Genomic DNA, 23,343 nt, shown 5'->3' with positions numbered 1-23,343 from the left:
CGCTTCAGAGTCAAGCGTTTATTTTCGCTATTCTCTGCTGACCCGGCGGCGTGTGTGCCGTTGTTCCGTGTCAGTGGAGGCGCATTATAGGGAGTTATTCCGACGTGACAAGAGGAAATTTAAAAAAAGTTTCCATCCGCGTTTTTTTTCACCAGCAGAGGTGAAATCAAGCTACAAATTGTTCTATTTGATGTATCTGCAACCACAATCACATTCGAGGTGGCATAATTATCAGCATGAATCTTTAAGGAATAAAAGCGATGCCATTAAGCGCACAACAGCTGGCCGCCCAAAAAAACCTGTCGTACGTGCTGGCAGAAAAGCTGGCTCAGCGGATTTTAGCGGGTAAATATGCCCCGGGCAGCATCCTGCCGGGTGAGATGGAGCTGGGTGAGCAGTTTGGGGTGAGCCGTACCGCCGTTCGCGAAGCGGTGAAAACTCTGACGGCAAAAGGTATGGTGCTTCCACGCCCTCGCATTGGCACACGCGTGATGCCACAGAGTAACTGGAATTTTCTCGATCAGGAGCTGCTCTCCTGGTGGATGACGGAAGATAACTTTCATCAGGTCGTCGATCACTTTCTGGTGATGCGCAGCAGCCTTGAACCTCAGGCATGTCTGCTTGCCGCCACGCTAGGAACGGCAGAGCAGAAAGCGCAGCTTAACGCATTGATGGAAGAGATGGTGTTCCTGAAAAAACACTTCAACCGCGAACGCTGGGTTGAGGTCGATATGGCCTGGCATGAACACATCTATATGATGAGCGCCAATCCGTTTCTCACTTCTTTTGCCTCTTTATTTCATTCGGTGTATCACACCTACTTTACCTCTATTACACAAAACGAAGTGGTAAAACTGGATTTGCACCAGGCGATAGTAGATGCCATCCAGGAAAGCGACGGGCAGCGAGCCCTGAGTGCGTGCCAGGCACTGCTGGCCGCGCCAACCCACCAGCAGGTAAATAAATGACAAACAAAAAAGCGCGCAGCATGGCCGGATTGCCGTGGATTGCAGCCATGGCGTTTTTTATGCAGGCACTGGATGCCACCATCCTCAACACAGCGCTTCCCGCTATAGCGCAAAGCCTTAACCGCTCGCCGCTGGCGATGCAGTCCGCCATCATCAGCTACACCCTGACGGTCGCAATGTTAATTCCGGTCAGCGGCTGGCTGGCCGACCGCTTTGGCACCCGCAGAGTTTTCATGCTGGCCGTAACGCTCTTTACGCTCGGTTCGCTGGCCTGTGCGCTCTCCTCATCCTTAACGGAGCTGGTTATCTTTCGCGTATTGCAGGGCATTGGCGGCGCGATGATGATGCCGGTGGCGCGTCTTGCCTTGCTGCGAGCCTACCCCAGGAGCGAACTGCTTCCCGTGCTCAACTTCGTCACCATGCCGGGCCTGGTCGGCCCGATTCTTGGCCCGGTACTCGGTGGCGTATTTGTCACCTGGGCAAGCTGGCACTGGATCTTCCTGATTAATATTCCAATTGGCGTTGCGGGGCTGCTGTATGCCCGCAAATATATGCCGAACTTCACCACGCCAAGGCGCAGCTTCGACATGGGCGGCTTTTTCCTGTTTGGCCTGAGCCTGGTGTTATTTTCCAGCGGAATGGAGCTGTTTGGCGAGAAGATCGTCGCGACGTGGTTAGCGCTCTCCGTTATCCTCGGCGGTATTCTTTTATTCCTTCTTTATATACGTCACGCGCGCCGTCACCCGACGCCGTTAATTTCCCTGGGGCTCTTTAACACCCGAACGTTTTCCGTTGGGATTGCAGGGAACATTGCGTCTCGTCTGGGGACGGGTTGCGTACCGTTCCTGATGCCATTGATGCTGCAGGTGGGTTTCGGCTACCCGGCTCTGATTGCCGGCTGCATGATGGCGCCCACGGCAATGGGCTCGATCCTGGCAAAATCTACCGTCACGCAGGTGCTGCGCTGGTTTGGCTATCGTAAGACGCTGGTCGGCGTGACGGTCTTTATCGGCCTGATGATTGCGCAGTTCTCGCTGCAATCCGCCGCGTTACCCGTCTGGATGCTGATCCTGCCGCTGTTTGTGTTGGGCATGGCGATGTCGACGCAGTTCACGTCGATGAACACCATCACCCTCGCCGATCTGACTGACGAGAACGCCAGCAGCGGCAACAGCGTGCTGGCGGTAACGCAACAGCTGTCGATCAGTTTAGGGGTTGCCGTGAGTGCAGCGGTGCTGCGGTTTTATGAAGGTTTTGACAGCGCGAATACCGTTGAGCAGTTCCACTATACCTTTATCACCATGGGCGCACTTACCGTGGTATCGGCGCTGGTATTTATGCTGTTAAAACCGAAAGACGGCCGAAACCTGATTAAAGAGCGTCACAAAGAGAAAGCTAAACCGAACCGCGTTCCATCAGAACAGGAGTAAGCTGCAGGCGTTGCTGTTGCAGCGTGGGCTGCGCCATACGGTGGATCAACACATCGATGGCCAGCTCGCCCAGTTCATCTTTTGGCTGATGGATCGTGGTCAGCGGCGGCGTCATGTAGCTGGCCAGTTCGATATCGTCATAGCCAATCACCGCCATATCCTCAGGCACGCGTAGCCCCGCCTGATACAACGCCTGGTAGGCACCAAACGCCATCGCGTCGTTACCAATAAACACCGCCTGCGGACGCGGCTTTTGCGCCAGCAGTTTCTGCATCGCCTCAAAACCGCCGTTAAATTCAAAATCACCGGTGATTCGATAGCCATCAGGAATGGCAAGCCCCGCTCGTTCCATGGCGGAGAGATACCCTTCCAGACGCAAACGCGCCGGAGTTTTATCCAGCGGCCCCGTAATACAGGCAATGCGAGTGTGTCCTTTATCAATCAGGTGCTGAGTCGCCATATCACCGCCCAGCAGGGAGTTATCCTGAATGAGATCGCTGGTTCCGTCGAACGGCGCCCAGTCCATCATCACGGTAGGAATTGAAGGATAACGCTGGATAATCTCTTTCGAGGGCTGGTGCGTTTCGGTGCAGAGCAGCAATAGCCCGTCGACGCGTTTTTGCATCAGCGTTTCCAGATTACGATTCATCCGCTGCTCGTCGCCCTCGGTATTACACAGCACCAGGCTGTAGCCACGCTCGAAGCAGCTGCGCTCCACGCCGCGAACCAGTTCTGAATAAAAGGGGTTGGTACTGGCGGTGATCAGCATACCGATGGTGCGCGTCTGGTTGAGCTTAAGGCTGCGCGCCAGCGCAGACGGCGCATAGTTGAGTTCTTTTACCGCAGCTTCGACTTTCTCCCGAATCGCCTCGCTGACGAAGCGATCGTTGTTTATAACGTGAGAGACCGTCGAGGTAGAAACGCCCGCCATGCGGGCGACATCTTTCATTGTGGCCAAGCGTTACCCCTGCTGACTTAAGAATTCATCTATCTCTTTACGCCACGGAACGGAAGGCTGTGCGCCCTTGCGCGTCACCGCAATCGCGGCAGCAGCGTGTGCAAAGCGAATAGCGTCATCCATTCTCTTGCCTTCCAGCAGCGCGGTCACCAGTGCACCATTGAAGGTATCTCCCGCCGCGATGGTATCAATCGCTTTGACCTTAAAGCCCGGCACGCGGCGGCCTTCGCCATTGACGCTTGCCCACACCCCACGGCTACCAAGGGTGATAATCACGGTGCCGATGCCCTTATCGTGCAGTGCACGCGCGGCGCGTGCGGCATCGTCATCATTTTCTACGCAAAAGCCCGTCAGCTTTTCGGCTTCGGTTTCATTCGGCGTAATGATATCCACCAGCGCCAGCAGCTCGTCTGATAATACACGGGCTGGAGCCGGGTTAAGTACGACAGTGGTATGATTTTCATGCGCAATTTTCGCGGCGGCCAGCACGCTTTCAACCGGTGACTCCAGTTGCATGAGCAGGGCTTCCGCTCCGGCGATGATGGCACGTTGCGCTTCTACGCGTTCCGTCGTCAGCGCAGCGTTAGCGCCAGCATGAATACCGATAACATTCTCACCTTCAGCGTTGACGAAAATCAGCGCCACGCCGGTCGATTCCCCTGCAACCACGCTGACCGGTGCGATATCAATGTTGTCGCTCGCCAGCTGTTTGCGTACTCGCTCACCGGTATCGTCATCACCCGTGCAGGCGATAAACGCAATATTCGCCCCGCTGCGACCGGCGGCGACGGCCTGGTTGGCACCTTTACCGCCAAATGCCACCTGATACTGGTTACCCGTGACGGTTTCGCCCGGTGTAGGGAACGATTCAAGGTTAAGAATGTGATCGGCATTGATACTGCCAAGGACGACGAGGTTGCCTGCGGTTTTCATGGTTGGGTTGTCCATCTGAGAGCGCCACCGGTGTTACCCGGTGGCGTATGCCACACTTTTCTTTATTGGTGTCCCTCAGGCAGCCAGCGACTGCCTGATTCGCCTTTTACTGCTTGATGACCAGCTTCAGGTCAACCGGGTATTTGGCCTGAACTTTTTCGCCTTTCAGCACTTTGTCGGCAGTTTCAACGCCAGTGGCGCCAATCTGCTCAGGCAGCTGAGCGATGGTCGCAGCCAGTTTGCCATCGTTTACTGCTTTTTCACCATCCGGCGTGCCGTCAAATCCGACAACCATCACATCAGATTTACCTGCGGTCTGCAGGGCACGCAGCGCGCCGAGCGCCATTTCGTCGTTCTGTGCGAACACGGCCTGCACGTCAGGATGCGCGGTCAGCAGGTTCTGCATAACGTTCAGACCTTTAGTACGGTCGAAGTCTGCCGGCTGGCTGGCCAGCACGTTGAATTTGTGTGCAGCCACAGCCTGCTGGAAGCCTTCACCACGCTCGCGAGCTGCGGAAGTCCCGGCAATCCCCTGCAGTTCGATAACCTTCGCGCCTTCGCCGGCTTTCTTCGCGATGTAATCACCCGCGATTTTGCCGCCCAGCACGTTATCAGAGGCAATGTGGCTGACCACTTCACCTTTAGACGCCTGACGGTCAAGGGTGATTACCGGGATCTTCGCCTGGTTTGCCATCTTCACGGCGTTACCTACGGCATCAGAATCGGTTGGGTTGATCAGCAGAATTTTGGTGCCGCGAACGGTTAAGTCCTGAACGTTAGCCAGCTCTTTCGCCGGGTTGTTCTGAGAATCCAGAACCACCAGGTTGTAGCCCAGTTTGTCCGCTTCTTTCTGCGCACCGTCCTTCAGGGAGACGAAGAACGGGTTGTTCAGAGTAGAGACAACCAGCGCGATGGTATCTTTCGCCATGGCGTTAGCACTTACGGTTGCGCTCAGCGCGACAGCAGAAACCAGGGTAGCCAGTTTTTTCATGTTCATATCTAAGATGTCCTGTAGTGTCGTCAGTTACTGTTTTTTGTTGTCTACCAGTACCGCCAGCAAAATCACCACTGCCTTAACGATCATCTGGTAATAGGAGGAAACACCTAACAAATTCAAACCATTATTCAGGAAACCAAGAATCAGTGCGCCGATCAATGTCCCAACAATGCGACCTTTACCGCCCGCAAGACTCGTACCGCCCAGAACCACTGCCGCGATAGCATCCAGCTCATAACCCGTACCCGCCGTCGGCTGCGCGGAGGAGAGGCGCGCCACTTCGATGATGCCTGCCAGTGACGCCAGCAGACCGCACAGGGAGTAAACGATAATTTTGACTTTATTAACGCTGATACCGGAAAGGCGCGTTGCCGCTTCGTTACCGCCCAGCGCATAGATATAACGGCCCAGACGGGTGTGGTGCAGCATGTACCACGCCGCCAGGAAGACGATAGCCATGATCCAGACCGGCGTCGGAACACCCAGCGGGCGACCGATACCGAACCAGCCAAACAGATCGGCGTTATCGGTAAAGCCGGTATTGACCGGGCTGCCGTTGGTGTAAACCATGGTCACACCGCGCAGCAGCAGCATCATCACCAGCGTGGCGATGAACGCCTGAACGCGGCCTTTTGCGACAATCACGCCGGTTACGGCACCAATCGCAGCGCCTGCCGCCAGGGCAGCGGCCACGGCCACCAGCGCGTTGACTTCAATGCCGACAATCGAAGCGGCGATCGCACCGGTGAGCGCCAGCAGGGAACCGACGGACAGATCGATACCCGAGGTCAAAATCACCAGCGTCATGCCGACCGCCATAATGGCGTTCACCGACGTCTGCTGCAGAATGTTGAACAGGTTATTAACGGTGAAAAAGTTCGGGCTCATGGTGGACACAATCGCGATCAGCACCAGCAGGGCAATCAGCGATTTTTGTTCCATCAGCCATGCCTTTGTGAAATAGCGGCGACCAGAAACAGCCTGGGTAGTCATCTTCTTACTCCTGATTCACGCGATTAAGCTTGCCCACAGCGGCAGCCATCAGAACTTCCTGGGTGGCCTGCTCGCGAGTGAATTCACCGCCGAGATGCCCTTCATGCATGACGATAATGCGATCGCTCATGCCTAATACTTCTGGCATCTCGGAAGAGACCAGAATGATGCTCAGACCGTCGGCCTTAAACTGGTTAATCAGCTGATAGATCTCTTTCTTCGCGCCCACGTCCACGCCGCGGGTTGGCTCGTCGAGGATCAGCACTTTCGGGCGCGTCATCAGCCCGCGCGCAATCGCCACTTTCTGCTGATTACCGCCGGATAAGAGGCCAATCGCCTGCTCCATCGACGGGGTTTTAACGTTAAAGAGGCGGATAAAATCGCTCACCGCCTGCTGCTCATCTTTATGCTTCAGGCTACCGCCGCTGCGGCTGAAATAGCGCAGCGCGGTCAGGGACATGTTCTCTTTCACTGACATCCCCAGCACCAGGCCGTCGCGTTTGCGGTCTTCGGAGATATAAACGATGCCGTTCGCCAGGCCATCCTGCGGAGAGCGGGTGACCACTTCATGACCGTCGAGAGTGACATAACCGCTGGTGCGCGGCAGTGCGCCGTACAACACTTTCATCAGCTCGGTACGTCCGGCACCCATCAGGCCCGCCACGCCCAGGATCTCGCCCTGGCGCAGGGTAAAGGTCACGTCGTTCACGCCCGGACCGCAGAGGTTGTCCACCTTCAGGCGGATCTCACCCGGCGCTTTATCCAGATGCGGATACTGATCTTCGAGCTTACGTCCCACCATCATTTCGATGAGCGTATCTTCGGTCAGCGTCGCCACTTCGCGCTCGGCAATAAATTGCCCGTCGCGGAAGACGGTGACGTCATCGCAGATTTCGAAGATCTCTTTCATGCGGTGAGAGATATAGACAATCCCGCGCCCCTGCGACTTCAGCTCGCGGATCACGCGGAACAGGGATTCGGTTTCGGTATCGGTCAGGGCGTCGGTCGGTTCATCCATAATGATGACCTTCGACTCAAAGCTCAGCACCTTGGCAATTTCCACCATCTGCTGATCGCCAATGGAGAGATCGCCTACCAGACGGTCGCTCTTAAAGCGCAGGTTCAGCTTCGCCAGCAGCTTGTCCGCTTCGGCATACATGGTTTTCCAGTCGATTTTGCCGAACCGGTTAACAAACTCGCGGCCGAGGAAGATGTTTTCCGCAATGGTGAGCTGCGGGATCAGGTTCAGCTCCTGGTGAATAATGCCGATGCCCGCTTCCTGAGAGGATTTCGGGCCGGTGAAGGTGGTCTCTTTCCCCAGCCAGACGAGTGAACCGGCATCGCGTTGATAGATACCGGTCAGCACTTTCATCATGGTGGATTTGCCAGCACCGTTTTCGCCCACCAGCGCCATCACGCGCCCGGGGTAGACGTTCAGCGCCGCGCCGGAGAGGGCTTTTACGCCCGGGAACGACTTATCGATCCCTTTGAGTTGCAGTAATGCGTCCATGATGGCCTCAGAAGGTGACGCCAGCACAGAGAATGATATTCGCATACGGGGAACACTCCCCGCTGCGAATCACCGCCTGACTGTCTGCGGTTTGTTGTTTGAACTGTTCGTGCGTCGTGTAACGAATTTCTATGGTGTTTCCCTGGTGTTGTTGCAGTTGCTCAATATGGCTGAGCAACGTTTCGTGGAGTTGCGGATTATGTTGTTTGATTTCCGCCGCGAGAATGGCTGCCTCAACCTGCATCTCCGCCGTCACAACTTCCAGTACCTGCATGAACGAGGGTACACCCTGCGTTAACGCCATATCGATACGGATTGTGCTGCGCGGAACCGGTAAGCCTGCATCGCAAACCACCAGCGTATCGGTATGCCCAAGACGGGAAATAACCGATGAGATTTCTGAGTTGAGTACCGTGCCTTTCTTCATTTTCTTGCTCCACTAGCGAAACGTTTCGCTGACATCAGTTTAATCTCAAGAATGTTCAGAAAACCATCATGACGTAACAGATTTGTGATCGACGTCGAAACGTTTCGCTAAGTGAAATGCAGAGACAATTATTGAGGGTTGGCGAGGGGTTTGGTAGGCCGGGTAAGCGAAGCGCCACCCGGCATTTTCAGAAGGGATTAGATCTCGACCTGCGTTCCCAGCTCAATCACGCGGTTAGGCGGGATCTCAAACTGGTCAGGCGCGCGCAGGGCATTACGCTGCAAGATGAGGTACAACTTGCCGCGCAGGCGCAGATACCACGGGCGCTTGCCGATGATCAGCGACTCGTGCGACATAAAGAACGACGTCTCCATCATCCGGCAGCTCAGCCCTTCCAGGCCGCAGCGGTGGAACACCTCTTCCACGTTTGGCGTTTCGCGCCAGCCGTAGCTTGCCACCACGCGCCAGAAGGTCGGCGACAGCTGCTCAATCTGCACGCGGCGCACGTTGTGGACATACGGCGCATCTTCGGTGCGCAGCGTCAGCAGGATCACGCGCTCGTGCAGCACTTTGTTGTGCTTGAGGTTATGCATCAGCGCGAACGGAATGACGTTCAGCGCGCGAGACATATATACCGCAGTACCCGGCACGCGGACCGGCGGGGATTTCTCCAGAGAAGCGATCATCGCCTCAAGAGAGTTCCCGTGCTCGTGCATGCGGCGCAGCAGGCGGAAGCGCTCGCTTTTCCAGGTGGTCATGACAATGAACATCACCAGACCCAGCGTCAGCGGCAGCCAGCCACCGGAGACAATTTTGTCGAGGTTCGCTGAGAACAGCGGCACGTCGATAAACAGGAAGCCCACCAGAATCATCGCCACGAGGAATTTATTCCAGTGCCAGTTTCGGTACGCTACCGTGGTGGAGAGAATCGATGTCAGCACCATCGTACCGGTTACCGCAATACCGTACGCCGCCGCCAGGTTACTGGAGTGCTCGAAGCTGACGATAACAATAACAACAGCGAAATAGAGGAGCCAGTTAACGAATGGGATGTAGATCTGGCCCGACTCCATCTCTGAGGTATGGATGATGCGCATCGGTGACAGATATCCAAGACGCACGGCCTGGCGCGTCAGAGAAAACACGCCGGAAATCACCGCCTGGGAAGCAATGACGGTCGCCAGCGTCGCCAGGATCAGCATCGGCACCAGAGCCCAGTCAGGTGCCAGCAGGAAGAACGGGTTCTTGATCGCTTCCGGGTTTTTAAGCAGCAGCGCGCCCTGACCGAAGTAGTTCAGCACCAGCGACGGCAGCACCACAATAAACCATGCCACGCGGATAGGCAGTTTCCCGAAGTGGCCCATGTCAGCATACAGCGCTTCCACACCGGTGATGGAGAGCACGACGGCACCCAGCGCCACGAAGGAAACCACTTTGTATTCGAGGAAGAAATGCACCGCCCAGTAAGGGTTCAGCGCATGCAGCACTTCCGGGTTCGCGATAATGCTGCGCAAGCCAAGCGCCGCCAGGATCAGGAACCAGGCCAGCATAATCGGCGCGAACAGTTTGCCCACCAGCCCTGTGCCGTGCTTCTGGATCATGAACAGCAGCGTCAGGACAATAATGGCCAGCGGAACCACCCATGAATCGAGCTGCGGAGCGATAATCTCCAGCCCCTCAATCGCCGACAGCACCGAGATAGCCGGCGTTATCACCACTTCCCCGTAGAAGAAACTGCCGCCAATCAGGCCGATAATGACCAGCACCGAGGTCATCCTGGCCGAGGTATTACGCCCGGCAAGAGACATCAGGGTCAGGATCCCACCTTCACCTGCGTTATCAGCACGCATAACGAAGGAGAGATATTTAACGGAAACTACCAGGATCAGCAGCCAGAAAATGAGGGACAGGAAGCCAAACACGGCATCGCGTTCAACACCAAAACCAAACTGGCCGGACAGACATTCACGAAGCGTATAAAGCGGGCTGGTGCCGATATCACCGTAGACAACCCCGATCGCCGCAAGCGTTATTGCGGGTAATGATTGCTTATTATCAGTGCTCATAGACTAGTCTTTTCGTTTAAATAACAAATGTGTTCCCGGTCCCTTGGCCCACAAAAAGCGCACAGTATGCACGATTCATTGCAAAATCGTACCCCTAAATGCAACCGCATTAATGTAGCGCAAAGAAAATTGCGCCGCACTTCAGTCTATTACCAGCCCTGACTGAAACGTCTATACTCGCTTCAATTGGCCGCCACGACGGCGAAAGGATGCAAAACTATTATGGCTCACTCACATTTATTAGCAGAAAGAATTTCCCGCCTCAGCAGCGCGCTGGAGAAAGGCCTTTTCGAGCGTAGCCACGCCATTCGCCTCTGTTTACTGGCGGCGCTGAGCGGTGAGAGCGTGTTTTTGCTGGGACCGCCGGGCATTGCCAAAAGCCTGATCGCCCGCAGGCTCAAATTTGCTTTTCAGAACGCCCGCGCCTTCGAATATCTCATGACCCGGTTTTCCACCCCAGAAGAAGTTTTTGGCCCGCTTTCCATTCAGGCGCTGAAAGATGAGGGGCGCTATGAGCGCTTGACGGCGGGGTATCTGCCTGAGGCTGAGATTGTTTTTCTTGATGAGATCTGGAAAGCGGGGCCGGCTATTCTGAACACGCTGCTCACGGCGATAAACGAACGTCGATTCCGTAACGGCGCCAGTGAAGAGAAAATCCCGATGCGCCTGCTGGTGGCCGCCTCTAACGAACTGCCTGAAGCCGACAGCAGTCTGGAAGCGCTATATGACCGTATGCTTATCCGCCTGTGGCTGGACAAAGTGCAGGATAAGTCCAACTTCCGCTCCATGCTGGTCAGCCAGCAGGATGAAAGTGAAAACCCGGTATCCGCTTCGCTGCAGGTGACGGATGAGGAGTATCACCAGTGGCAGCAGGATATCGGCAAAATCAAACTGCCAGACGCCGTATTCGAGCTGATCTATCTGCTGCGCCAGCAGCTTGATCTCATCCCCTCAGCACCCTATGTCTCCGATCGCCGGTGGAAAAAAGCGATCCGCCTGCTGCAGGCGAGCGCCCTGTTCAGCGGCCGTGATGCCGTCGCGCCAATCGATCTGATCCTGCTGAAAGATTGCCTCTGGCACGATGCAGAAGGCATGAATCTGATGCAGCAGCAGCTTGACGTTTTGATGACCGGACACGCCTGGGGACAGCAGGCAATGCTCAACCAGCTGGGGGCTATTGCCCAGCGGCGCATCCAGCTCCAGCAGCAGCAAAGTGATAAAACCGCGCTGAAAGTGAACCGCCTGGGGGGCATGTTCGCCCGCAAACCGCACTACGAGCTTCCCGCGGATCTGACCGGCACAACGCTAACGCTGCTGCTCCAGCAGCCGCTTAAACTGCATGATATGCAGGTGGTGCACATTACGATTGAGCGCGAGGCGCTGGCGCAGTGGCTGGATAAGGGCGGAGAGATCCGAGGAAAGCTCAACGGCATTGGTTTCGCGCAGCCGCTGAATATGGAAGTGGACAGCAGCCAGCACCTGGTGATCCGCGACGTCAGCCTCCAGGGATCGCGTCTTGCGCTTCCGGGAACCGCTTCGGATAGCGTGCCGGAAGAGATCAAGCAGCAGCTGGAAGCGCTGGATACCGAATGGCATCAGCAGCACACCCGCTTTAGCGAGCAGCAAAAATGCCTCTTTATTCATAGCGACTGGTTAGGTCGCATCGAAGCCAGCCTGCAGGACGTCAGCGCGCAGATCAAACAGGCGCGTCAATGCTAACGCTGGATACGCTTAACGTCATGCTGGCGGTCAGTGAGGAAGGTCTGATCGAGGAGGTGGTTATTACCCTCCTGGCATCACCGCAGCTGGCGGCCTTCTTCGAAAAATTTCCGAAGCTTAAAAAGGCGATGATCGACGACCTGCCCCGCTGGCGAGAAAATTTGCGTCAGCGGTTCAGGGAGACCGAAGTTCCTCCTGAGTTAACGGAAGAGGTGGCCTGCTATCAGCAGTGCCAGCGGCTTTCCACGTCGCAGTTTATCGTCCAGCTCCCGCAAACCCTGACGTTGCTCGATAACGTCCACTCTCCGTTTGCCAGCCAGGCCCGGGCGCTGGTCACGGATAACGCCACCTTTACACCCGCACTGCATACCCTCTTCTTACAGCGCTGGCGCCTCAGCCTGGTGGTTCAGGCCACAACGCTGAACCAGCAGCTGCTGGATGAAGAGCGTGAACAGCTGCTCAGTGAAGTTCAGGAACGGATGACGCTGAGCGGCCAGCTAGAACAGGTGCTGGTGGAGAATGAAAACGCCGCCGGACGTCTGTGGGATATGAGCGCCGGTCAGCTGAAGCGCGGTGACTACCAGCTGATCGTGAAGTACGGCGACTTTCTAACGCAGCAGCCGGAGCTGATGAAGCTTGCAGAACAGCTGGGTCGCTCAAGGGAGGCAAAATCGGTCCCAAAGAAAGATGCCCCGATGGAAACCTTCCGCACCCTGGTGCGCGAACCGGCTACCGTGCCGGAGCAGGTCGACGGGCTCCAGCAGAGCGATGACATTTTGCGCCTGCTGCCGACCGAGCTGAGCACGCTGGGGATGACCGAGCTGGAGTATGAGTTCTATCGTCGGCTGGTGGAAAAACAGCTTCTCACCTATCGACTGCACGGCGAAGCCTGGCGCGAGAAAGTCAGCCAACGGCCGGTCGTCCATCAGGATTTTGATGAACAGCCGCGCGGGCCATTCATTGTTTGCGTGGATACGTCCGGTTCGATGGGCGGGTTTAACGAGCAGTGCGCGAAGGCGTTCTGTCTGGCACTGATGCGCGTAGCGCTCGCCGATCGCCGTCGCTGCTTCATTATGCTCTTCTCCAGCGAGGTGGTGGGCTATGAGCTGACGAACCAGCAGGGTATCGAGCAGGCAATCCGCTTCCTGAGCCAGCGTTTTCGCGGCGGCACGGATCTGGCCAGCTGCTTTCGCAGCATTGTGGAGCGTATGCAGGGCGGCGACTGGTACGACGCTGACGCGGTGGTGATTTCCGATTTTATTGCCCAGCGGCTGCCGGATGACGTGGTGAATAAGGTGAAGGAGTTACAGCGGGTGCATCAGCACCGTTTTCACGCGGTGGCGATGTCAGCCCATGGAAAACCCGGCATCATGCGCATCTTCGATCATATCTGGCGCTTTGATACCGGGTTGCGTAGCCGCCTGCTCAGACGCTGGCAGCGTTAATTACAGAAGAGAACCGACGCTTTCACGTACCTGCTGCGGCCAGACGCCACACTGAACCTGACCGATATGGGGTAATTGCAGCAGCAGCATGGTCAGACGGGACTGGCCGATACCGCCGCCGATCGTCTGAGGCATTTCACCGCGCAGCAGCGCCTGGTGCCACTCGAGTTTGAGACGATCTTCATCACCGGTGACCGCCAGCTGGCGCTTCAGCGCGTCGGCATCCACGCGGATCCCCATAGATGAAAGCTCGAATGCGTCTTCCAGTACCGGGTTCCACGCCAGAATATCGCCGTTCAGCCCGGCAAATTCGCCCTCACCCGCAGTGCTCCAGTCATCATAATCCGGCGCGCGAACGTCGTGGCGTTTGCCATCAGACAGTTTGCCGCCGATACCTATCAGGAATACAGCACCTAATTCTTTAGCGATCGCACGCTCGCGACCTTTAGCATCGAGATTCGGGAAGCGGCTCAGCAGCTCCTGGCTGTGGACAAAATGGATCGTATCCGGCAGGAACGGTGCCAGACCAAACTCTTTGCTCACGGCCGCTTCGGTTGCTTTGATCCCGGCGTAGATCGCCTCAACGGTGGATTTCAGCGTACCGACGTGGCGTTCACCATCACCCATTACGCGCTCCCAGTCCCACTGGTCAACGTAAACGGAATGAATCGGAGAAAGGCGGTCTTCATCGGGACGAAGAGCTTTCATGTGCGTGTAGAGCCCTTCGCCCGCGCTGAAGTCGTGTTGCCCCAGAGTTTGACGCTTCCACTTCGCCAGGGAATGAACCACTTCGAACTGAGCGTCTGGCAGTGTTTTCACTTTCACCTGTACCGCTTTTTCGCATCCAGACAAGTTATCCTGGGTCCCGTCACCCACGCGGCTCAGAATCGGCGCCTGAACTTCAATAAGGCCAAGCTTCTCTTCCAGCTGGCGGGAAAAATAGGATTTTACGAAACTGATCTGGCGTTGTTTTGCGATGTAAGCGGTTTTCATTATTTATACTCCTGCGTCCTGTTGATATTGATTAAGCAACAGAAATGGCATCACATTCAATAACTCATCAACAAAAAGCCACCTTCACTTTTGATTCGATAAAATTAAACGCTAGAATAGAATGATTCATTAATCTTCATAAGAAAAAGCTATGGAAAATTATCAGATCGACAATCTCGACCGCGGCATCCTGGAGGCCTTAATGGCCAATGCCCGTACCGCCTACGCCGAACTGGCGAAACAGTTTGGCGTCAGCCCGGGAACCATTCACGTCCGCGTAGAGAAGATGAAGCAGGCGGGGATCATTACCGGCGCACGCATTGACGTCAGTCCTAAACATCTGGGTTACGACGTCTGCTGCTTCATCGGCATCATTCTTAAAAGCGCCAAAGACTACCCTTCCGCCCTGGCGAAGCTGAACGCGCTGGATGAAGTCACCGAGGCGTATTACACCACCGGGCATTACAGCATCTTTATTAAAGTCATGTGCCGATCCATCGACGCCCTCCAGCAGGTACTTATCAACAAGATCCAAACAATCGATGAAATTCAGTCCACCGAGACGCTAATCTCCCTGCAAAACCCGATCATGCGTACCATCCGCCCGTGATCGGGCAAATTCATTCCCACATTTTCCACAGGTAGATCCCAGCTCGTTCACAGCGTACAATGGCCGTCTCTTTATCTGGGCGAGCGATCAATGGCGGACATTACCCTTATCAGCGGCAGCACTCTTGGTGGTGCGGAATACGTAGCGGAACACCTGGCTGAAAAGCTGGAAGATGCGGGCTTTTCTACTGAAACCCTGCACGGTCCGTTGCTTGAAGATCTCCCGACTGACGGGGTCTGGCTGCTGATTACCTCCACGCACGGCGCGGGCGATCTGCCGGATAACCTGCAACCTTTATATGACGAACTGCTGGAACAGCAGCCCGATCTGTCAAACGTCCGTTTTGGCGCGGTGGGTATCGGCAGTCGTGAATATGACACCTTTTGCGGGGCAATAGAGAAAGTTGAAGCCGCTGTTACCTCCTGTGGAGCAAAACAGCTGGGTGAAACGCTCAAGATCAACATCCTCGATCATGACATTCCGGAGGATCCAGCCGAGATCTGGCTCGCGGAATGGAAAAATTTACTCAAAAACGATTAAAGATCGCGCGAACAGATGTGGATAACTCTGGTTAAAAGCTCGTATTAACCCGTAGTTATCCAAAGAACAACTGTTGTATCGTTTTTGACCTGTGCATAAAGTCGCGATCTGATCCCAGCTTATACTGTCCAGGATCACCGATCATTCACAGCAAACGATCCTTTCTAACTGCATGATCTTCTTTATGAGATCGGACTTATCCACACAAGTTCGCGATCCTAATAAGAGATCACAATAGAACAGATCTCTAAATAAAAAGATCTTCTTTTTAATAGCCCAGGATCCCAATGCTTTCTCGAAAGACTAAAGTTGAGTAGAATCCACGGCCCGGGCTTCAATCCATTTTCATACCGCTTTACGCGAGGCAGATCACCATGTTTTATCAGGATCCTTTTGACGTCATTATCATTGGCGGGGGTCATGCAGGCACTGAGGCCGCAATGGCCGCAGCGCGTATGGGTCAGCAGACCCTGCTTTTGACACACAATATCGACACGCTGGGACAAATGTCCTGTAATCCGGCGATTGGCGGCATTGGGAAAGGACACCTGGTAAAAGAAGTGGATGCACTTGGCGGCCTGATGGCGAAAGCGATCGATCATGCAGGCATCCAGTTTAGGATACTAAACGCGAGTAAAGGTCCCGCCGTGCGTGCGACCCGTGCACAGGCAGACCGCGTGCTTTACCGTCAGGCTGTGCGCACCGCCCTGGAGAACCAGCCGAACCTGATGATCTTCCAGCAGGCGGTTGAAGATCTTATCGTTGAGAACGATCGCGTCGTAGGTGCCGTGACCCAGATGGGTCTCAAATTCCGCGCGAAAGCCGTGGTGCTGACCGTGGGCACATTCCTGGACGGTAAAATTCATATCGGTCTGGATAACTACAGCGGTGGCCGTGCCGGCGATCCGCCGTCTATTCCACTGTCTCGCCGTCTGCGTGAACTGCCGCTGCGCGTCAGCCGCCTGAAAACCGGTACGCCGCCGCGTATTGATGCGCGCACCATTGATTTCAGCGTGCTGGCGCAACAGCACGGTGATAATCCAATGCCGGTGTTCTCGTTCATGGGCAATGCGGCTCAGCATCCGCAGCAGGTACCGTGCTACATCACGCATACCAACGAGAAAACCCATGACGTGATCCGCAATAACCTCGACCGCAGCCCCATGTATGCCGGCGTGATCGAAGGGATCGGCCCACGCTACTGTCCGTCGATCGAAGACAAAGTGATGCGCTTCGCCGATCGTAACCAGCACCAGATCTTCCTGGAGCCGGAAGGGCTGACCTCAAATGAAATTTATCCGAACGGCATCTCCACCAGCCTGCCGTTCGATGTACAGATGCAAATTGTTCGCTCAATGCAGGGGATGGAGAATGCGAAAATCGTTCGTCCCGGCTACGCTATTGAGTACGATTTCTTCGATCCGCGCGACCTGAAGCCAACCCTGGAAAGCAAATTCATCCACGGTCTGTTCTTCGCGGGGCAGATTAACGGCACCACCGGCTACGAAGAAGCGGCTGCACAGGGTCTGCTTGCTGGTCTGAACGCCGCACGCTTCTCCGCTGAGAAAGAGGGCTGGGCGCCAGGCCGTTCTCAGGCGTATCTGGGCGTGCTGGTTGACGATCTCTGCACGCTGGGTACCAAAGAGCCGTACCGTATGTTTACCTCTCGCGCGGAATATCGCCTGATGCTGCGCGAAGATAACGCCGACCTGCGTCTGACCGAAATGGGCCGCGAGCTGGGTCTGGTCGATGACGAGCGCTGGGCGCGCTTTAACGAGAAGCTGGAGCGCATTGAACAGGAACGCCAGCGCCTGAAAACCACCTGGGTGAATCCGCAGGCGGAAACCGCTGCCGAAGTAAACGCTCACTTAACCGCGCCGCTGTCGCGTGAAGCCAGCGGGGAAGATCTGCTGCGCCGTCCTGAAGTCACCTACGAGAACCTGGTCAAACTGACCGCGTTTGCGCCGGGCCTGGAAGACGCCGAAGCGGCAGAGCAGGTTGAGATCCAGGTGAAGTACGAAGGTTACATCGCGCGTCAGCAGGATGAGATCGAAAAACAGCAGCGTAACGAAAACACGCTGCTGCCGGAAATGCTGGACTACCGCCAGGTGACGGGCCTTTCCAACGAAGTGATCGCCAAGCTGAACGATCACAAACCGGTATCGATCGGTCAGGCATCCCGTATCTCCGGCGTCACGCCTGCAGCGATTTCGATCCTGCTGGTCTGGCTGAAAAAGCAGGGCATGCTGCGCCGCAGCGCGTAATGCCCAGAACATTGCCCGGTGGCGCTGCGCTTACCGGGCCTGATGAACCCGTAGGGCGGGTAAGCGAAGCGCCACCCGCCACCTAAGTTTTCCAACAGGTATTCACCGTGCTTAACAAACTCTCTCGTCTGCTGGATCAGGCAGGTATTTCGCTCACCGATCACCAAAAAAATCAGCTGGTGGCCTATGTCGATATGCTGAACAAATGGAACAAAGCGTACAACCTGACCTCAGTACGTGACCCCAACGAGATGCTGGTACGCCATATTCTCGATAGCATCGTGGTTGCCCCGTGGCTGAAAGGTGAGCGTTTTATCGACGTGGGTACGGGACCTGGTTTACCGGGCATTCCGCTGTCGATAGTTCGCCCTGAGTGCCACTTCACGCTGCTGGACAGCCTTGGCAAGCGCGTGCGCTTTTTACGTCAGGTACAGCATGAGCTGAAGCTTGAAAACATCACGCCCGTGCAGAGCAGGGTAGAGGAGTTCCCGGCTGAGCCGCCGTTTGACGGTGTTATCAGCCGCGCGTTTGCTTCGCTCAATGATATGGTGAGCTGGTGTAAGCACTTGCCTGCAGAGAATGGCCGCTTTTATGCGCTGAAAGGGCAGTTGCCAGGCGATGAAATTGAACAGCTCCCGGACGGTTTTGCTGTTGAATCCATCGAGAAATTACACATTCCTCAGCTCGATGGGGAGCGTCATCTGGTGATAATTAAGCCAAACAATTTTTAAAAAATTAATAAAAAATGTGGAATTTGTGCTGTTCTTCGCATGTTAAAAAACAGCACAACTACCGGGGATTTACCGGTGAGCTTTTAACCTCTTTTTCACTAAGGTTTTTCTTCTGGTTAACCTGGCCACTTTTATTCACCGAGAAGATAGTCATCTGTGAAAATATAAGTCTGCTAAAAGTGGAAGGCAGCAACCAGAACACAATGTTAATTATTTATTAAGAATGTCAATAAAACGTTTTTATTGTGTACTGGGCTGTTTTGAAAATAGTTACGACGTTTTGCTTTTAATTTCATAAAGATAAATTTATGCGATTTGCGCCTTTGATAAATACAACCTTATCGCAAATGTGTGTTTTGTGATCTCGTGCACGCTTTATCGCCAACGTTTTCGCGCTGTTTGCAGTTTTGGTCGAAGGTTGACGCTTTCAGCGAAAGTTAAAAAATAGCGGTGGGGAAAAATATTTAAACATTTATTCACCTTTTCGCTACTTAATGTTTGAAATCACGGGTGCGCACCGTATAATTTGACCGCTTTTTGATGCTTGACTCTGAGCCTTAAAGGACGTTTTATACGACACGCGGCATACCTCGAAGGGAGCAGGAGTAAAAACGTGATGTCTGTGTCGCTCTTGAGTAGAAACGTTGCTCGTAAGCTTCTGTTCGTTCAGTTTCTGGCTGTGATAGCAAGTGGACTGCTGTTTAGCCTCAAAGACCCCTTCTGGGGCATCTCCGCCGTGTGCGGGGGTTTGGCGGTTGTGCTGCCAAACGTGTTGTTTATGATTTTTGCCTGGCGTCATCAGGCGCATACACCCGCCAAAGGCCGCGTGGCCTGGTCCTTCGCCCTCGGCGAAGTGTGTAAGGTGTTGCTGACCTTTGCTTTACTGGTGATGGCGCTGGCTGTTTTGAAAGTGGTCTTCATGCCGCTGATAGCAACGTGGGTTTTGGTGCTGGTGGTACAAGTTCTGGCTCCAGCTGTAATCAATAACAAAGGGTAAAAGGCATCATGGCTTCAGAAAATATGACGCCGCAGGATTACATAGGTCACCATCTGAATAACCTTCAGCTGGACCTGCGTACATTCTCGCTGGTGGATCCACATAACCCCCCGGCCACCTTCTGGACGATCAACATCGACTCCATGTTCTTCTCGGTGGTTTTGGGTCTTCTGTTCCTGGCCATGTTCCGCGGTGTTGCTAAACGAGCGACCAGCGGTGTACCAGGGAAATTCCAGACATTCATCGAAATGATCATCGGCTTCGTCCATGGCAGCGTCAAAGACATGTACCATGGTAAGAGCAAGCTGATTGCTCCGCTGGCCCTGACCGTGTTCGTTTGGGTCTTCCTGATGAACCTGATGGACCTGCTGCCAATCGATCTGCTGCCGTTTATCGGCGAGCACATCTTCGGCCTGCCAGCGCTGCGTGTTGTACCGTCTGCGGACGTGAACATCACCCTGTCGATGGCGCTGGGCGTATTTATCCTGATTCTTTTCTACAGCATCAAAATGAAAGGCGTAAGCGGCTTTGTGAAAGAGCTTACCTTGCAGCCGTTCAACCACTGGGCGTTTATTCCGGTCAACCTGATCCTGGAAGGCGTTAGCCTGCTGTCCAAACCTGTTTCACTGGGTCTGCGACTGTTCGGCAACATGTATGCGGGTGAGCTGATTTTCATTCTGATCGCGGGTCTTCTGCCGTGGTGGTCACAGTGGATTCTGAATGTGCCATGGGCCATTTTCCACATCCTGATCATTACGCTGCAAGCCTTTATCTTCATGGTTCTGACGATCGTCTATCTGTCGATGGCGTCTGAAGAGCACTGATTTTTTACCAACACTACTACGTTTTAATTGAAACAAACTGGAGACTGTCATGGAAAACCTGAATATGGATCTGCTGTACATGGCTGCCGCTGTGATGATGGGTCTGGCGGCTATCGGTGCTGCGATCGGTATCGGCATCCTCGGGGGCAAATTCCTGGAAGGCGCAGCGCGTCAACCTGATCTGATTCCTCTGCTGCGTACTCAGTTCTTTATCGTTATGGGTCTGGTGGATGCTATCCCAATGATCGCTGTAGGTCTGGGTCTGTACGTGATGTTTGCTGTCGCGTAGTAGTAGTTTTAAAACCCCAAGCCACAGAAATTAAAGAGGTATTGTGCTGTGAACATGAACGCAACAATCCTCGGCCAGGCCATCGCGTTTATTCTCTTTGTCTGGTTCTGCATGAAGTATGTATGGCCGCCTTTAATGGCTGCCATCGAAAAACGTCAGAAAGAAATTGCTGACGGTCTGGCTTCCGCAGAACGCGCTAAGAAAGATTTGGACCTTGCACAGGCCAACGCGACAGACCAGCTGAAAAAAGCGAAAGCTGAAGCTCAGGTAATCATTGAACAGGCTAACAAACGCCGTTCTCAGATCCTGGACGAAGCCAAAGCTGAAGCAGAACAGGAACGTACTAAGATCGTGACACAGGCTCAGGCAGAAATTGATGCTGAGCGTAAACGTGCTCGTGAAGAACTGCGTAAGCAGGTTGCGATTCTGGCTGTTGCTGGCGCCGAGAAGATCATCGAACGTTCCGTGGATGAAGCTGCTAACAGCGACATCGTGGACAAACTTGTCGCTGAACTGTAAGGAGGGAGGGGCTGATGTCTGAATTTGTTACGGTAGCTCGCCCCTACGCCAAAGCAGCTTTTGACTTTGCTGTCGAACACCAAAATGTCGATCGCTGGCAGGATATGCTGGCGTTTGCCGCTGAGGTGACGAAAAACGAACAAATGGCTGAGTTGCTTTCCGGTGCGTTAGCACCTGAAACTCTCGCCGCGTCGTTTATCGCCGTGTGCGGAGAGCAACTGGATGCCAACGGCCAGAACCTGATTAAGGTGATGGCAGAAAATGGTCGTCTCCGTGTGCTCCCGGATGTTCTCGAGCAGTTTGAGCACTTACGTGCCCTTAGTGAAGCAACCGCTGAAGTCGAAGTGACTTCTGCGACTGAACTGAGTAATGAACAGCTTGCGAAAATCACCGCCGCGATGGAAAAACGTCTGTCACGTAAAGTTAAGCTGAATTGCAAAATCGATAAGTCTGTAATGGCAGGCGTAATCATCCGTTCGGGTGATATGGTCATTGATGGCAGCGTACGCGGCCGTCTTGAACGCCTTGCAGACGTCTTGCAGTCTTAAGGGGACTGGAGCATGCAACTGAATTCCACCGAAATCAGCGAACTGATCAAGCAGCGCATTGCTCAGTTCAGTGTTGTGAGTGAAGCTCACAACGAAGGTACTATTGTTTCTGTAAGTGACGGTGTTATCCGCATCCACGGCCTGGCCGATTGTATGCAGGGTGAGATGATTTCCCTGCCGGGTAACCGTTACGCTATCGCACTGAACCTGGAGCGCGACTCCGTAGGTGCAGTTGTGATGGGTCCATACGCTGACCTCGCCGAAGGCATGAAGGTTAAGTGTACTGGCCGTATTCTGGAAGTGCCGGTTGGCCGTGGCCTGCTGGGTCGCGTTGTTAACACCCTGGGTGCGCCAATCGACGGTAAAGGTCCGGTTGAGCACGATGGCTTCTCCCCAATCGAAGTTATCGCACCAGGCGTTATCGACCGTCAGTCCGTAGATCAGCCTGTTCAGACAGGTTATAAGTCCGTTGATGCCATGATCCCAATCGGTCGTGGTCAGCGTGAACTGATCATCGGTGACCGTCAGACCGGTAAAACCGCGATGGCTATCGACGCCATCATCAACCAGCGTGACTCCGGTATCAAATGCGTGTACGTGGCCATCGGCCAGAAAGCGTCCACCATTTCCAACGTGGTTCGTAAACTGGAAGAGCACGGTGCACTGTCTAACACCATCGTTGTGGTAGCAACTGCGTCTGAATCCGCTGCACTGCAATACCTGGCGCCATACGCCGGTTGCGCAATGGGCGAATACTTCCGTGACCGCGGTGAAGATGCGCTGATCGTATACGATGACCTGTCTAAACAGGCTGTTGCTTATCGTCAGGTTTCCCTGCTGCTCCGTCGTCCACCTGGACGTGAAGCGTTCCCTGGCGACGTATTCTACCTCCACTCTCGTCTGCTGGAGCGTGCTTCCCGCGTTAACGCGGAATACGTCGAGAACTTCACCAAAGGTGAAGTGAAGGGTAAAACGGGCTCTCTGACCGCTCTGCCGATCATTGAAACCCAGGCGGGTGACGTTTCTGCGTTCGTTCCGACCAACGTAATCTCCATTACCGATGGTCAGATCTTCCTGGAAACCAACCTGTTTAACTCCGGTATTCGTCCGGCGGTTAACCCGGGTATCTCCGTATCCCGTGTTGGTGGTGCTGCTCAGACCAAGATCATCAAGAAACTGTCCGGTGGTATTCGTACCGCGCTGGCACAGTATCGTGAACTGGCTGCGTTCTCTCAGTTCGCATCCGATCTGGACGAAGCAACCCGTAAACAGCTGAGCCACGGTCAGAAAGTGACCGAGCTGCTGAAGCAGAAACAGTACGCACCAATGTCTGTTGCTCAGCAGGGCCTGGTACTGTTCGCGGCTGAACGCGGTTACCTCGAAGATGTGGAACTGGCGAAAATCGGTAGCTTCGAAGCCGCTCTGCTGGCTTACGTCGACCGTGATCACGCTCCGCTGATGCAAGAGATCAACCAGACCGGTGGCTATAACGACGAAATCGAAGGCAAGCTGAAAGCTATCCTCGATTCCTTCAAAGCAACCCAATCCTGGTAATCGTCCGGCGGCTTGTCTCAGGACAAGC

At 54.5% G+C, this 23,343-nt stretch carries 22 protein-coding genes; 14 read left to right on the top strand and 8 right to left on the bottom strand.

Annotation, left to right across the window (positions count from 1 at the left end):
• Positions 1-260 precede the first annotated feature (260 nt).
• Both BJ885_RS19980 and mdtD read left to right on the top strand, forming a co-directional pair.
• Positions 261-968 carry a FadR/GntR family transcriptional regulator gene (locus tag BJ885_RS19980; RefSeq protein ID WP_023309775.1) on the top strand — a complete coding sequence of 236 codons (708 nt, stop codon included), beginning with the start codon at positions 261-263 and terminating at the stop codon, positions 966-968.
• Positions 965-2,398 carry a multidrug transporter subunit MdtD gene (gene mdtD, locus BJ885_RS19975; protein WP_029741905.1) on the top strand — a complete coding sequence of 478 codons (1,434 nt, stop codon included), beginning with the start codon at positions 965-967 and terminating at the stop codon, positions 2,396-2,398. The genes BJ885_RS19980 and mdtD overlap by 4 nt, the downstream gene beginning before the upstream one ends.
• On the opposite strand, the gene rbsR is transcribed toward mdtD, so the two are convergent.
• The 7 genes from rbsR to kup all read right to left on the bottom strand — a co-directional run bounded on the left by rbsR (position 2,364) and on the right by kup (position 10,282).
• Positions 2,364-3,356 carry a ribose operon transcriptional repressor RbsR gene (gene rbsR / locus BJ885_RS19970; RefSeq protein WP_121932536.1) on the bottom strand — a complete coding sequence of 331 codons (993 nt, stop codon included), beginning with the start codon at positions 3,354-3,356 and terminating at the stop codon, positions 2,364-2,366. The two genes, mdtD and rbsR, sit on opposite strands and share 35 nt — an antisense overlap.
• 3 nt (positions 3,357-3,359) lie before the next feature.
• Complete coding sequence (gene rbsK, locus BJ885_RS19965; RefSeq protein ID WP_121932634.1) at positions 3,360-4,289, bottom strand: ribokinase; 930 nt, start codon at positions 4,287-4,289, stop codon at positions 3,360-3,362.
• Between the two features lie 106 nt (positions 4,290-4,395).
• Positions 4,396-5,286: a ribose ABC transporter substrate-binding protein RbsB gene (gene rbsB, locus BJ885_RS19960; RefSeq protein WP_023333911.1), complete on the bottom strand. Its 891-nt coding sequence runs from the start codon at positions 5,284-5,286 to the stop codon at positions 4,396-4,398.
• A gap of 27 nt (positions 5,287-5,313) precedes the next feature.
• Positions 5,314-6,279: a ribose ABC transporter permease gene (gene rbsC, locus BJ885_RS19955; RefSeq protein ID WP_006808742.1), complete on the bottom strand. Its 966-nt coding sequence runs from the start codon at positions 6,277-6,279 to the stop codon at positions 5,314-5,316.
• A 4-nt stretch (positions 6,280-6,283) separates the two neighbouring features.
• Positions 6,284-7,789, bottom strand: a complete 1,506-nt coding sequence (gene rbsA, locus BJ885_RS19950) for a ribose ABC transporter ATP-binding protein RbsA (RefSeq protein WP_023333912.1) — start codon at positions 7,787-7,789, stop codon at positions 6,284-6,286.
• A gap of 7 nt (positions 7,790-7,796) precedes the next feature.
• A complete protein-coding gene (rbsD, locus tag BJ885_RS19945) occupies positions 7,797-8,216 on the bottom strand; it encodes a D-ribose pyranase (protein WP_121932537.1) in 420 nt (139 codons plus the stop codon).
• 197 nt (positions 8,217-8,413) lie between these two features.
• A complete protein-coding gene (kup, locus tag BJ885_RS19940) occupies positions 8,414-10,282 on the bottom strand; it encodes a low affinity potassium transporter Kup (protein WP_032662093.1) in 1,869 nt (622 codons plus the stop codon).
• Between the two features lie 222 nt (positions 10,283-10,504).
• Here kup and ravA point away from each other — a divergent pair, with 222 nt between their 5' ends.
• The gene (gene ravA / locus BJ885_RS19935) at positions 10,505-12,001 is read left to right on the top strand and encodes an ATPase RavA (RefSeq protein WP_047646769.1); all 1,497 of its coding nucleotides are present in this window, start codon (positions 10,505-10,507) and stop codon (positions 11,999-12,001) included.
• Positions 11,995-13,446, top strand: a complete 1,452-nt coding sequence (gene viaA, locus BJ885_RS19930; RefSeq protein ID WP_121932538.1) for an ATPase RavA stimulator ViaA — start codon at positions 11,995-11,997, stop codon at positions 13,444-13,446. The genes ravA and viaA overlap by 7 nt, the downstream gene beginning before the upstream one ends.
• Here the strand turns inward: viaA and asnA are convergent, their stop codons facing one another.
• On the bottom strand, positions 13,447-14,439 hold the full coding sequence (asnA, locus tag BJ885_RS19925; RefSeq protein ID WP_121932539.1) for an aspartate--ammonia ligase: 993 nt from the start codon (positions 14,437-14,439) through the stop codon (positions 13,447-13,449).
• Positions 14,440-14,590: 151 nt separating this feature from the next.
• On the opposite strand from asnA, the gene asnC reads away from it, so the two are divergent.
• The 10 genes from asnC (at position 14,591) to atpA (ending at position 23,315) form a co-directional block, all read left to right on the top strand.
• A complete protein-coding gene (gene asnC, locus BJ885_RS19920) occupies positions 14,591-15,049 on the top strand; it encodes a transcriptional regulator AsnC (RefSeq protein ID WP_023333916.1) in 459 nt (152 codons plus the stop codon).
• Positions 15,050-15,139: 90 nt separating this feature from the next.
• Entirely contained in the window at positions 15,140-15,589 is a 450-nt protein-coding gene (gene mioC / locus BJ885_RS19915; RefSeq protein ID WP_023309786.1) for an FMN-binding protein MioC, read from the top strand.
• 374 nt (positions 15,590-15,963) lie between these two features.
• The gene (gene mnmG / locus BJ885_RS19905; RefSeq protein WP_014072433.1) at positions 15,964-17,853 is read left to right on the top strand and encodes a tRNA uridine-5-carboxymethylaminomethyl(34) synthesis enzyme MnmG; all 1,890 of its coding nucleotides are present in this window, start codon (positions 15,964-15,966) and stop codon (positions 17,851-17,853) included.
• Between the two features lie 107 nt (positions 17,854-17,960).
• Entirely contained in the window at positions 17,961-18,584 is a 624-nt protein-coding gene (gene rsmG, locus BJ885_RS19900; RefSeq protein WP_059347384.1) for a 16S rRNA (guanine(527)-N(7))-methyltransferase RsmG, read from the top strand.
• Between the two features lie 616 nt (positions 18,585-19,200).
• A complete protein-coding gene (gene atpI, locus BJ885_RS19895; RefSeq protein ID WP_023333920.1) occupies positions 19,201-19,581 on the top strand; it encodes a F0F1 ATP synthase subunit I in 381 nt (126 codons plus the stop codon).
• 8 nt (positions 19,582-19,589) lie between these two features.
• Entirely contained in the window at positions 19,590-20,405 is an 816-nt protein-coding gene (gene atpB / locus BJ885_RS19890) for a F0F1 ATP synthase subunit A (protein ID WP_023309789.1), read from the top strand.
• A gap of 49 nt (positions 20,406-20,454) precedes the next feature.
• Positions 20,455-20,694 (top strand): F0F1 ATP synthase subunit C, encoded by a 240-nt coding sequence (gene atpE, locus BJ885_RS19885; protein WP_000429386.1) that lies wholly within the window; start codon positions 20,455-20,457, stop codon positions 20,692-20,694.
• 48 nt (positions 20,695-20,742) lie between these two features.
• Entirely contained in the window at positions 20,743-21,213 is a 471-nt protein-coding gene (gene atpF / locus BJ885_RS19880) for a F0F1 ATP synthase subunit B (RefSeq protein WP_014072436.1), read from the top strand.
• A 14-nt stretch (positions 21,214-21,227) separates the two neighbouring features.
• The gene (atpH, locus tag BJ885_RS19875; RefSeq protein ID WP_023309790.1) at positions 21,228-21,761 is read left to right on the top strand and encodes a F0F1 ATP synthase subunit delta; all 534 of its coding nucleotides are present in this window, start codon (positions 21,228-21,230) and stop codon (positions 21,759-21,761) included.
• Positions 21,762-21,773: 12 nt separating this feature from the next.
• Positions 21,774-23,315 (top strand): F0F1 ATP synthase subunit alpha, encoded by a 1,542-nt coding sequence (atpA, locus tag BJ885_RS19870; protein WP_006808751.1) that lies wholly within the window; start codon positions 21,774-21,776, stop codon positions 23,313-23,315.
• Positions 23,316-23,343 lie beyond the last annotated feature (28 nt).

The organism is Enterobacter sp. WP_7_1 (assembly GCF_003688535.1).
Classification (GTDB): Bacteria; Pseudomonadota; Gammaproteobacteria; order Enterobacterales; family Enterobacteriaceae; genus Enterobacter; species Enterobacter asburiae.
The sequence above is the reverse complement of the archived record's forward strand: the minus strand, read 5'-3'. Positions and strand labels throughout refer to the sequence as shown.

Excerpts from the sequence above, each read along its gene's own strand:
- BJ885_RS19980 (WP_023309775.1), top strand. The coding sequence starts at position 261 with ATGCCATTAAGCGCACAACAGCTGGCCGCCCAAAAAAACCTGTCGTAC.
- viaA (WP_121932538.1), top strand. The coding sequence starts at position 11,995 with ATGCTAACGCTGGATACGCTTAACGTCATGCTGGCGGTCAGTGAGGAA.
- atpA (WP_006808751.1), top strand. The coding sequence starts at position 21,774 with ATGCAACTGAATTCCACCGAAATCAGCGAACTGATCAAGCAGCGCATT.
- rbsB (WP_023333911.1), bottom strand. The coding sequence starts at position 5,286 with ATGAACATGAAAAAACTGGCTACCCTGGTTTCTGCTGTCGCGCTGAGC.
- ravA (WP_047646769.1), top strand. The coding sequence starts at position 10,505 with ATGGCTCACTCACATTTATTAGCAGAAAGAATTTCCCGCCTCAGCAGC.
- asnA (WP_121932539.1), bottom strand. The coding sequence starts at position 14,439 with ATGAAAACCGCTTACATCGCAAAACAACGCCAGATCAGTTTCGTAAAA.
- mnmG (WP_014072433.1), top strand. The coding sequence starts at position 15,964 with ATGTTTTATCAGGATCCTTTTGACGTCATTATCATTGGCGGGGGTCAT.
- mdtD (WP_029741905.1), top strand. The coding sequence starts at position 965 with ATGACAAACAAAAAAGCGCGCAGCATGGCCGGATTGCCGTGGATTGCA.
- rbsK (WP_121932634.1), bottom strand. The coding sequence starts at position 4,289 with ATGAAAACCGCAGGCAACCTCGTCGTCCTTGGCAGTATCAATGCCGAT.
- rbsD (WP_121932537.1), bottom strand. The coding sequence starts at position 8,216 with ATGAAGAAAGGCACGGTACTCAACTCAGAAATCTCATCGGTTATTTCC.
- rbsA (WP_023333912.1), bottom strand. The coding sequence starts at position 7,789 with ATGGACGCATTACTGCAACTCAAAGGGATCGATAAGTCGTTCCCGGGC.
- asnC (WP_023333916.1), top strand. The coding sequence starts at position 14,591 with ATGGAAAATTATCAGATCGACAATCTCGACCGCGGCATCCTGGAGGCC.
- kup (WP_032662093.1), bottom strand. The coding sequence starts at position 10,282 with ATGAGCACTGATAATAAGCAATCATTACCCGCAATAACGCTTGCGGCG.
- atpH (WP_023309790.1), top strand. The coding sequence starts at position 21,228 with ATGTCTGAATTTGTTACGGTAGCTCGCCCCTACGCCAAAGCAGCTTTT.
- rbsC (WP_006808742.1), bottom strand. The coding sequence starts at position 6,279 with ATGACTACCCAGGCTGTTTCTGGTCGCCGCTATTTCACAAAGGCATGG.
- atpI (WP_023333920.1), top strand. The coding sequence starts at position 19,201 with ATGTCTGTGTCGCTCTTGAGTAGAAACGTTGCTCGTAAGCTTCTGTTC.
- mioC (WP_023309786.1), top strand. The coding sequence starts at position 15,140 with ATGGCGGACATTACCCTTATCAGCGGCAGCACTCTTGGTGGTGCGGAA.
- atpB (WP_023309789.1), top strand. The coding sequence starts at position 19,590 with ATGGCTTCAGAAAATATGACGCCGCAGGATTACATAGGTCACCATCTG.
- atpE (WP_000429386.1), top strand. The coding sequence starts at position 20,455 with ATGGAAAACCTGAATATGGATCTGCTGTACATGGCTGCCGCTGTGATG.